This is a genomic window from Candidatus Methylomirabilota bacterium (assembly GCA_003104975.1).
Taxonomy (GTDB): Bacteria; Methylomirabilota; Methylomirabilia; order Methylomirabilales; family Methylomirabilaceae; genus Methylomirabilis.
Genome location: PQAM01000002.1, coordinates 57,500 through 68,085, shown reverse-complemented (window position 1 = coordinate 68,085; position 10,586 = coordinate 57,500). Strand labels below are relative to the sequence as shown.

5 protein-coding genes are annotated in these 10,586 nt (G+C 65.0%); all 5 read right to left on the bottom strand.

From position 1 onward, the window contains the following. A partial coding sequence (locus C3F12_00910; protein ID PWB48833.1) for a circadian clock protein KaiB occupies positions 1 to 306 on the bottom strand: 306 nt, incomplete at its 3' end. A gap of 23 nt (positions 307 to 329) precedes the next feature. Further along, entirely contained in the window at positions 330 to 1,838 is a 1,509-nt protein-coding gene (locus C3F12_00905) for a KaiC 1 (protein PWB48839.1), read from the bottom strand. Positions 1,839 to 1,963: 125 nt separating this feature from the next. Beyond that, entirely contained in the window at positions 1,964 to 3,682 is a 1,719-nt protein-coding gene (locus C3F12_00900; GenBank protein PWB48832.1) for a hypothetical protein, read from the bottom strand. A gap of 144 nt (positions 3,683 to 3,826) precedes the next feature. Beyond that, positions 3,827 to 4,279, bottom strand: coding sequence for a response regulator (locus tag C3F12_00895; protein PWB48838.1), 453 nt, complete (start codon positions 4,277 to 4,279; stop codon positions 3,827 to 3,829). A gap of 34 nt (positions 4,280 to 4,313) precedes the next feature. Further along, the gene (locus tag C3F12_00890) at positions 4,314 to 10,319 is read right to left on the bottom strand and encodes a hypothetical protein (GenBank protein PWB48831.1); all 6,006 of its coding nucleotides are present in this window, start codon (positions 10,317 to 10,319) and stop codon (positions 4,314 to 4,316) included. Positions 10,320 to 10,586: the final 267 nt, after the last annotated feature.

The window sequence follows — 10,586 nt, the reverse complement described above, 5'->3', positions numbered from 1 at the left end:
CCAGGAAACCGGGGGAAGGTCAGTGTTCGACAGATCGCCGATGATCTTGCGCACCGGCGTGGGCAGTTCGCGCACCAGCGTGGGGAGGGCCAGGATCTGGTCGCCGTGCGCCAGTTGTGGATTCTGTAGCAGGTCGATCACCTGGATCGTGTATTGACCCTTGAGGTGCTCTTCGCAGATGGTCTTCAGATTGGCAAAGGCGGCGACCGATTTCGGCGTCTGCCCGGCGACGTACAGCCGCAGGGTCCATACCTTGGCGCCGACGGCACGCGGTTGGGCTCGTGGAGTCGCTGATTGGGTTTTCATCCCCGTCTCCTTCGCGTGAGGACTCATCGCCGGCGTCGTGCCGCCCGCGATCGGCCGTCTGTTGTGCTGTCGGCGTGTCGGCTCGCCGCGGAGCCAGTCGGCACGCCGCCGGGACCGACGTAGATCTCGCGCAGGTCAACGCCCCGGTCGGTGAGCAGGAACTCGCGGATCTGGTGGGAGTGGGCCATCCCGCGCGATTTCAGGATGTACATCGCGCGATTGCGCTCGCCGCCCGCCTCGACGTCGCGCAACAGCAGCCAGGTGTCGATCAACGACGAGACGGCAGTGTCGGTATGTTCGAGGGTTGCGCCGCCGGCGGTCAGGCTGGTGCAGAGCGCCGTGATCTGATGCGTTTTGAGGAAATCGATCAGCCGCATCAGCATCGCCTTGACCTCGATCTGGTGGCCGTCGACGACGAAACTGGTAATCGGATCGACGATCACCACGTGGGGCCCAAATGCCGTGATCGCTTTATACATCATCGTCAGGTGCATCTCCAGGCCGTAGTACGTGGAACGGATCGCGTGAAACTGCAAGAGACCTTTTTGCTTCCATGGCCTCAGATCGATCCCGATGGAGCGCATATTGCGCGTCACCTGGTCCGGGGATTCCTCGAAGGCAAAGTACAACACGCGCTCCTTGCGCCGACACGCGGCATCGGCAAAGTGCGCGGCGAGGCTCGTCTTGCCGCTCCCGGCCGTGCCGGAGACCAGCGCTGTGCTGCCGCGATAATAGCCCTTGCCGCCCAGCATCGCGTCCAGGCCCCGGATGCCGGTGGCGATCCGTTCGGTGGAGACCGGGTGCGCCAGGCCGACCGACGTGATCGGCAGCACCGTCATGCCGTGCTCGTCGATCAGAAACGGATACTCGTTGGTGCCGTGCGCAGAGCCGCGATATTTGACGATGCGCAGGCGCCGGGTGGAGGCCTGGTCCGTCACGCGGTGGTCGAGCAGGATGACGCAATCGGAGACGTACTCCTCCAGCCCTTGCCGCGTCAGCGTACCGTTGCCGCGTTCGCTGGTGATGATCGCGGTTACCTCTTTGGCCTTGAGCCATTGAAAGAGTCGGCGCAGCTCCGCGCGTACGATCAGCTCGTTCGGCAGGCCGGAGAAGAGCGATTCGACGGTGTCCAGCACCACGCGCCTGGCGCCGATGACGTCGATGGCATGGCCGAGCCGGATGAACAGGCCTTCCAGGTCGTATTCGCCGGTCTCCTCGATTTCGCTTCGCTCGATCCGCACATGATCGAGCGAGAGTTTTTTACGCGCGATCAGCGCGTGCAGATCGAACCCGAGCGATGCGACGTTCTGGGTCAGCTCCTTGGCGCTCTCTTCAAACGCCATGAAGACGCCCGGCTCGCCAAATTGCACGGCGCCCCGCACCAGGAACTCCATCGCGAGCAGGGTCTTGCCGCAGCCGGCGCCGCCGCAGACGAGGGTGGGTCGGCCCTTCGGCAGGCCGCCGCCGGTGATCTCATCCAGACCTTGGATACCGGTGGGCGACTTGGGCAGGGTTGGCGTGGATTTGGCCATCGAACGTGTCTTCAGTGTGTGTCGATACGTGGCGTTTGCCATCGGTTTAGTATCTCCGTCCCGCCGGTACCCTCTGGGTACGGGAAGGTTCTCCTTTTCTTCCCCTCGCCCCTTGTGGGAGAGGGTCAGGGTGAGGGGGCTGCCTGGGCGACCGCGTCATGGATGGCGGCCACGAGGGCGTCTGGCGATCCGCCCTTATGCAGATAGGCGACGGCGCCGGCCCGCCGCATCGAGGCGGCCATCTGCTCGTTGCCGTGCATCGACAGTCCGATCACGCGTACGTTCGGCAGTTCGCTCACGATCAGACGGGTGGCGTCGATGCCGTTCATCCGAGGCATCGTCACATCCATCAGCACGACGTCCGGTTTCAGTTGCCGGGCCATGTTCAGGGCCATCACGCCATCGATCGCTTCGCCGATCACCTCGATATCCGGATAGTCGTGCAGCAGCGCCACCAGGCCGCTGCGGACGACGGGGTGGTCATCGGCCAGCAGGACGCGGATGGCGTGAAGACCCCCCTCGCTTACCGGGACAGGCTCGGGATGCAGCGTCAAGGGTGGCGTCGGCGGTGCGGCAATTGCGGCTTCCGGCGCCACAAGGTACACGCAGGTCCCTCGACCCGGCGCGCTCTCGACCGTGAACTGCCCGCCGATGGCCTCCAGTCGCTCCCGGATCGAGAAGAGCCCGAACCCTCTTTTTGAGACATCGAGGGTGGCGGTTGCGGCAGGGTCGAAGCCCTTACCCTGATCCTCAACGGTGACCCGGACGGCCCCGTGGATCCCCTCGAGGATCACGCGGGCTTCCGGAACCTCTGCGTGCTTGACGACGTTGAATAGCAGTTCGCGGACGGCATGGAAGAGCAGCACGGCGGTCTCTTCACTGCTCGGGTTGGCGTCGGGCGCAGCCTGCACCTTGACCGCCAGCCCGTGCTGTTCCTGCATCTGCTGTCCAAGCCAGGCGAGCGCCGCCGCCAGCCCCAGGTTGTACAAGACCAGCGGACTGAGCTGGCTGGTCAGCGAGCGCGCCTCCTCCATCGATTCGTCGATCAGCTCCCCGGCCTGCCGGATATGCTGCAGAAGCGCCGTGTCGCTGATCCTGCTTCGAGCGATGTCGAGGCGAAGTTTGGCGGCGGCCAGCCGTTGCTGGAGCGAGTCGTGCATCACCTGTGCGACCCGCCGCCGCTCGCTCTCCTCGGCATGGAGCAGTTCCAAGGTCAGTGCCCCCAGTTGGGCGGCACGCGCGTTGGACTCGGCGGTGCGCGCCGCCACCTGTGCCTCCAGCGTGATCGTCACTTCCCGCAGCCGCGCCTCGCTGTCGCGCAGGGCCGCTTCCGCCATCTCGCGTTCGCGGACCTCGGCGCGAAGCTGCGCATTGGCGACCTCGAGCTCGTCGACGTGCTGGGCCAGTTTGTCCATGAGCAGGCGGAGATGCTCACGGTCGTACGCCTCCGCCGGCAGCGGGTACGGCCTGGTTGTCGCGTCGTGCAGCGCCTTCTCGACCGCGAGGAGGATCTCCTCCGGATCGACCCCTTTGGTCAGATGCCGGACGACGCCGCCAAGCTGTTCCAGCCGCTCGGCTTCCCAGCGTTCATACTTTGCCGTGTAGAAGATGACGGGAATGCGGGCCGTCGCCGGATCGCGCCGAAGCTCGCGAACCAACTCGTACCCGTCCATGGTTGGCATGAGGATGTCGCAGATGACCAGATCGACCGCGTCTCGGCGAAGCAGCGCCAGCGCCTCCGCGCCGTCGGCCGCTTCCAGTGTGCGGTAGTGCTTACGGGGGAGCAGCGTTACCAGCAACCGCCGGTTAATCGGCTTGTCATCGACAATCAGAATCGTAGCCATCAGTGTGTCGTCATTCCCGCGAAAGCGGGAATCCAGAACTCTCGGTATTCCCTGGATTCCGGCTCGCGCCCGCTTTGCGGCCCCCGACCTGATCGGGGGCGGAATGACGTCCCCAAATATACAACCAATTTCAGAAACAGGACACTACGCGGCTTTCGCCAGCGCCTCGAGCTGCTGGACGAAGGTCTCCGGGGCAATCGGCTTACTAATGTAGGCGTCGAATCCGGCGGCGAGGATCCGCTCGCGATCGCCGGGCATCGCCATGGCGGTGACGGCCACTAATGGGACACGGTGCAGTTCCGAGTGATCGCGACGCCACCGGGCCACCTGGAAGCCGTCGGCCTTGGGCATGGCGATGTCGCAGACGATCAGGTCCGGCCTTTCCTGCTCGGCGACCTGCCATCCCTCGCGGCCGTCCCGCGCCTCCAGCGCCGTGTGGCCGAGGGCCCGCACCAGGTAACTCATCAGCTTGAGGCTCGCGCGATCGTCTTCCACGATCAGGATGCGGAGCGCCGTGACCGGCGCCCGTGCCGTGCGGGACCTTGTGCCGGGCGACACCGCACGGCGGCCGTTATCCTGAACGCCCCCTTTGCCCATCCCCTTCTTTTTACCGCGCATGACCGCTGCTCCGTCAAGCCTTCAGGACCAGGGTGAAGGTGCTGCCTTTGCCCTCCTCGCTCTGGAACTCAATGCGGGCGTTTAACAGCTCGGCCAGGCGCTGGCTGAGGTACAGCCCTAGACCGGTCCCTTCGGTAGGCCGGGTGTCGGGGTCGTGGACCTGCTGGAAGGCCTGAAACAGCCGGGCCTGGGCCTCGGCTGCGATGCCGATCCCCGTATCGCGTATGCTGATACGGGCCTGGGTGCCTCCGTCGCATCTTGTGCACTCGGCCCGCAGGATCACCTGGCCCTGCTCCGTGAACTTGATAGCGTTGCTGGTTAGGTTCAACAGGATCTGGCTGAGGGCCCGGCGGTCGGTCTGCAGGACGCAGTCCGGCTTCGCTGCGCTCACCTCGAACTGCAGGCCCTTCGCAAGGGCCAGCGGGCGGAGCGTCGTCGCCACCTCGTCCAGGATGCTGGCGCAATCCACCGGCTCGATGGTGATCTTCGTCTTGCCAGACTCGATCTTGGCGAGGTCCAGCAGGTCGTTGATCAGCGACCGCAGATGCTTGGCTGCGGACTGAATCGTCTGGAGCTGATCGGTCTGATCGCCCGTCAGCGGGCCGGGGAGTCTCATCAACAGCGTTCCGGTAAAGCCGATGATGGCGTTGAGCGGCGTCCGCAGCTCGTGCGACATGCTGGCCAGGAACCGGTCCTTGGCCACGCTCGCGCGCTCCAGCTCGACGTTCTTTTCCTGAAGCGCCACCTCGAACCGTTTGCGCTCGGTCACGTCGCGGGCGGCGGCGAAGACGCCCAGGACGTTGCCGCGCGCGTCCTTGTAGACCGACGCGTTGTACAGGACGTCGGTCAGCCGTCCGTCTTTGGCCCGGATCGTCAGCGGGTAGTCCGACACAAACCCCTCGGCAAAGACGCGGAGGTAGCCCTCGCGCGCCTTCTCCGGCTCGGTGAAGTAGCTGGAGAAGTCGGTCCCGATGAGCGTCTCCCGGCTGCAGCCGGTGACCTTGACCGTGGCCTCGTTGACGTCGGTGATCTTGCCGTCCGGGCTGATGGTGACCAGCGGGTCCAGGCTGGACTCGATCAGGCTGCGGGCATACTGAGAGGCCTGCTTCTGGGCGGTGATGTCGCGCGAGATCTTCGAGGCGCCCACGATCTTGCCCTCAGCGTCCCGCACCGGAGAGACCGTGACGGAGACCTCGATGATCTCGCCCCCCTTGCGGATACGCACGGTTTCGTACGGCTCGATGATCTCGCCCTGGCTGAGCCGCTGCAGGATGCGCTGCTCCTCCTGCCGCATGTGCGCGGGCAGGAGGATCGAGATGTGCCGGCCGATCGCCTCGGATGCGGCGTAGCCGTACATCCGCTCGGCGCCCCGGTTCCAGCTCGTGATGACGCCCTCGAGCGTCTTGCCGATGATGGCATCGGCCGAGGAGTCGACGATGGCGGCCAGCCGTGAGCGCTCCTCGCCGGCCTTCTTCTGTTGCGTGATGTCGCGGGCGGCGGCGAAGACGCCCAGGACGTTGCCTTTGTCGTCCTTATAGACCGTCGCGTTGTACAGAACGTCGGTGAGCGTCCCGGTGGTGCTCCGGATCGTGAGGGCGTAGTCGGTGACGATCCCCTTCTCGAAGACCTGCTTGTACCCCTCGCGCGCCTTGCCCGGCTCGGTGAAGTAACTCGAGAAGTCGGTCCCGATCAGCTTCTCGCGGGGCACGCCGGTGACCGCCATCGTGGCCTCGTTGACGTCGGTGATCTTGCCGTCCGGGCTGATGGTGACCAGCGGGTCCAAGCTCGACTCGATCAGCGACCGGGCGTATTGCGACGCCTGCTTGGTCTGGGTGATGTCGCGGGCGGCGGCGAACACGCCCTGGAGCTTGCCGTCCCGGTCGGCGAAGGTGGTAGCGTTGTACGAGACGACGGTCTCCTTGCCGTGCTTGGCGCGGGCGGTCAGTTCGTAGTTGGTGACCTTCCCCTCCCGGAGCACCAGGCGGATGCCCTCTTCCGCCCGATCCGGGTCGGTGAAGTAGGTCTTGAAGGGGGTGCCGATCAGCTCGTCGCGGCTGCAGCCGGTGAGGGACTCCATCTGCTGGTTGACGTCGGTGATGATCCCCAGGGGATCGGTGGTCATCAGCGCGTCGATGTTGGATTCGATGAGGGAGCGGGTGTAGAACTGCTGGTCGCGCAACTGCTGTTCGAGCGTTTTCTGCTCGGTGATGTCGCGGGCGGCCGCCAGGATGCCCAGCGGCGCGCCGGCCGCGTCGGTGAAGACGCCGGCGTTGAAACTGACCGCGATCCGTCGCCCGTGGCGGGTGATCAGCACCAGCTCGTAGCCGATGACGCGGCCCTCGCGCAGCGTTTGCTGTACGCCGGACCTGGCCAGCTCCGGCTGGGTGAAGTAGGTGCCGAAGGTCGAGTTGATCAGGTGCTTGCGGGTATACCCGGTCAGCCGCGTGGCCTCGGCGTTCACGTCGGTGATGATGCCGTCGGGGGCGATGGCGAACAGGGCGTCGGCCGAGGCCTCAATCAGCGAGCGGTTGTAGGCCTGCTGTTCGGCGAGCTGGGTCTGCAGCCTCGCCTGCTCAGAGATGTCGCGGGCGCTGGCGAAGATACCTTGCACGCGCCCGTCTCCGCCCCTGAAGATCGAGGCGTTGAAGGAGACGGTCGCCTTGCGACCGCCCTTGGTCACGAGCACCAGGGCGTAGTTGGTAACCACCCCTTCGGCGAAGGTCCGCTTGACGCCGGCATCCGCCTTCTCCGGCTCGATGAAGTAGCGCTTGAAGGGGGTGCCGATCAGATCGGCCCGGGTGTAGCCGGTCATGCGGCACATCTGCTCGTTCACGTCGGTAATGAACCCCTCGGGGTCCACCGTGATCAGGCCGTCCACCGAGGACTCGATGAGGCCGCGCAGGTAGGTCTGTTGCTCGCGGAGCTGCTCCTCCAGCCGGACGCGGTCCGTAATGTCGCGGGCCGAGGCGAAGATACCGCGCACGGCGCCGGTGGGCTCCTTGAACACCGAGGCGTTGAATGAGACCTGCAAGAGCCGCCGGGTGCGGGCGACGAGCGTCAGCGCGTACTCGGTGACGAAGCCGGCCTCAAACGTCCGCTGGACCCCCTCCCGCGCCCGGTCCGGCTCGGTGAAGTAGTCGGCAAAGGGGGTGCCGACCAGCTCGCCGCGGGTGTAGCCGGTCATCTGGCAGATCCGATCGTTGACGTCGGTGATGGTGCCGTGCGGATCGACGGTCACCAGCCCGTCCACCGACGATTCGATGAGGCCGCGCAGGTAGGTCTGCTGCTCGCGCAACTGCCGGTCAAGCTTCTTCGCCTCGGTGATGTCGCGGGCGGCGGCGAACACGCCCTGGAGCTTGCCGTCCCGGTCGGCGAAGGTGGTAGCGTTGTACGAGACGACGGTCTCCTTGCCGTGCTTGGCGCGGGCGGTCAGCTCGTAGTTGGTGACCTTCCCCTCCCGGAGCACCAGGCGGATGCCCTCTTCCGCCCGATCCGGGTCGGTGAAGTAGGTCTTGAAGGGGGTGCTGATCAGCTCGTCGCGGCTGCAGCCGGTGAGGGACTCCATCTGCTGGTTGACGTCGGTGATGATCCCCAGGGGGTCGGTGGTCATCAGCGCGTCGATGTTGGATTCGATGAGGGAGCGCGTATAGGTCTGCGACGCCTGGAGCTGAGCCTCCAGCCGTTTCTGGGCGGTGATGTCGCGGGCCGAGGCGAAGATGCCGCGGACTGTGCCTGACGTGTCCTTGAACACCGCGGCGTTGAACGAGACCGGCACCTGCGCCCCGTCTGCCGCCTGCAGCGTCAGGACATAGTTGGTGACGGCCCCTTCGTTGAAGGTCAACCGGACGCCCTCGGCGGCCCGCTCGCGCTCGACGAAATAGCCGGGGAACGACGAGCCGACGAGCTGGTTGTGCGGCCGGCCGGCCATCCGGCACATCGTTTCGTTGACGTCCATGATGATCATCGAGTCATCGACGGTGACCAGGCCGTCCACCGAGGCCTCGATCAGGCCGCGGTTGTAGGTTCGCTCGTCGCCCAACTGGCCCTGCAGCTTTGCCTGATCGGTGATGTCGCGGGCCGAGGCGAAGATGCCGCGCACGGCGCCGGTCTGGTCCTTGAAGATGGCGGCGTTGAATGAGACCAGGCTTTCGCGGCCGTCCTTGGTCTTGAGCAGCAACTCGTAGTTGGTGACCGCCCCCTTGTCCAGCGTGAGGCGAACGCCTTCGGCCGCCCGCTTCGGATCGGTAAAGTACTGCGAGAACGGCGACCCGATCAGTTCGTCTCGCGTGTAGTCCGACATGCGACACATCGTCTCGTTGACGTCGGTAATGGTCAGCATCGGATCGACGGTGATCAGGCCGTCGAGGGAGGCCTCGATGAGACCCCGGTTGTAGGCCCGCTCTTCGGCAAGCTGCGTCTGCAGCGCCGACTGCTCGGTGATGTCGCGGGCCGAGGCGAAGATGCCGCGGGTGCTGCCCGACGGGTCCTTGAACACCGAGGCGTTAAACGAGACCCGCAGCTTCTTCGCCTGCCGCGTGAGTAAGACCAGCACGTAGTTGGTGACGACCCCCTTGTCGAACGTCTCGTTGACGCCGGCGGTAGCCCGCTCCGGGTCGGCGAAATAGTCGGCGAACGGCGTGCCGATCAGCTCCTCGCGGGTATAGCCGGTCATCCGGCACATCTGCTCGTTGACGTCGGTGATCGTCCCGGTGGGATCGACCGTGATGAGGCCGTCGACCGAGGCCTCGATAAGACCCCGGTTATACGACTGCGATTCCCGCAGTTGCTGCTCCAGCTTTTTCTGCTCGGTGATGTCGCGGGCCGCGGCGAAGACGCCCTGCAGCCGCCCGTGCGCGTCGCGGAAGGTGGAGGCGTTGTACGAGACGACGGTGCGCCGGCCGTCCTTGGCCCGTGCCGTCAGCTCGTAGTTGGCCACCCGCCCTTCGCGGAGCACCAGATGGATCCCTTTTTCGGCCTGCTCCGCGTCGGTGAAGAACCGCTTGAACGGTGTGCCGATCAGCTCATCCCGGCTGCAGCCGGTGAGCGCCTCCATCTGCCGGTTGACGTCGGTGATCAGCCCCAGCGGATCGGTCGTCATCAGGGCGTCCATGTTCGATTCAATGAGCGATCGGGTGTAGAACTGGGTCGACTTCAGCTCCTCGGTCAGGCGGATTTCGTCGGAGATGTCTTTGGAGATCAGCAGGAAGCCGATGGGTGCGCCCTCGCCGTCGTGGCGCGGCGTGATGACCACGCGGGCGGTGAACTGCTCACCGTTCTTGCGGACCCGCTTGATCGTCCCCTCCCACTTGCCGTCGCGCAGCGCGCTGTCCAGGATTTCGCGGGGTTTGCCCGTAGCGACGTCCTCCGGCGTGTGCAGGATGGAGGAGTTGGCCCGGCCGACGACCTCCTCCGGTTCGAAGCCGTACAGCCGCCTCGCGCCCTCGTTCCAGAGCAGGATGGTGCCGTCCAGGTCCTTGCCGATGATGGAGTACTCGGTGGACGACTCCAGGATGTTGGTGATAAAGTCCACCGCCTCCTGCGCGTTGCCGACGATAGCCCGGTCGAACAGCTTGGCCTCGCTGACCTGCTGGCTGAAGCGGAGCTCGCCCGAGATGTCTTTGGAGATCAGCAGGAAGCCGATGGTTTGGCCCTGGGCGTCGTGGCGGGGCGTGATGACGACGCGGGCGCTGAACTGCTCACCGTTCTTGCGGACCCGCTTAATCGTCCCCTCCCACTTGCCCATGTATAGCGCGCTCTCCATGGCCTTGCGGGGTATGCCCGCGGCCACGTCCTCGGGCGTGTGCAGGATGGAGGAGTTGGCCCGGCCGACGACCTCCTCCGGGTCGTAGCCGTACAGCCGCCGCGCGCCCTCGTTCCAGAGCAGGATGGTGCCGTCCAGGTCCTTGCCGATGATGGAGTACTCGGTGGACGATTCCAGGATGTTGGTGATGAAATCGAGGGTTTCTTGGGTGTTGCCGAGGATAGAACTATCGAAGAGCTTTGCGGTCTCCGCCTTCATCTATACATCCCCTCCGCCGGCGCGCGAATCGTTTGCCGATGCTCCATAATAATCGGGGCTATAGAATTGTCAACCAAACAATTCTTCTCAGTCAAGTGGTATGTTAGGCGTGGCTCCAAATCTTAACGGTCTCGCCGGCGCTCTGACGAGCTTAAAAACCAGATTATCCTAGCATCGCACTGGGGCTACGGCTGTCAGCAAAAGGATGATTTGCCTGTCAGTGTTTGTCCTACATGTGGGTGCGAGTGGCAAGCGTCCCCAAGAATA